This is a genomic window from Mesorhizobium sp. M2A.F.Ca.ET.067.02.1.1, assembly GCF_004023285.1.
GTDB lineage: Bacteria > Pseudomonadota > Alphaproteobacteria > Rhizobiales > Rhizobiaceae > Mesorhizobium.
Window position 1 is genome coordinate 1 of the sequence record NZ_RZSB01001446.1, and the last position, 426, is coordinate 426.

At 51.9% G+C, this 426-nt stretch carries 1 pseudogene; it reads right to left on the reverse strand.

From position 1 onward, the window contains the following. Positions 1-274 (reverse strand): annotated as a pseudogene (locus EOA28_RS39815) (response regulator transcription factor); the annotation flags it as partial. Positions 275-426: the final 152 nt, after the last annotated feature.

The window sequence follows — 426 nt, forward strand, 5'->3', positions numbered from 1 at the left end:
ATCGAGAGTGGTCGGCTAGCGCAACGACGTGGCTGTTCGGATAAATCGCTTTAAAATCAGTAATTTGTGCGAATTCAGCATCTGCATCGGTACCGCCGACATCCATGACGAGCAGGATGGGCCTGTGTTGGGGTAGTGGCTTCTGCAGAAGATCGTGAACGCAAGCCACGGAGAAAATGATACGAAATTTTGCTTCATCGAGGATTCTACTAAGGCCTTCTCGGAGTAACTCGCTTGGCCCGACAAGCACTGTCATACAAGATTGTTTTGTCATCGTAACTTCCCCAACACGTCGGGTAAGCGCTCGATGCGCCAACCGCCCATTTTTTGAAGGTACGCTAGGGAAACCCTACCCCAAAATACCCTCATTAGGCGTAGGGCCGCTTGTCGAGCCTGCCCGGGTTTCTGAAACCAGTGGCTTGGCAC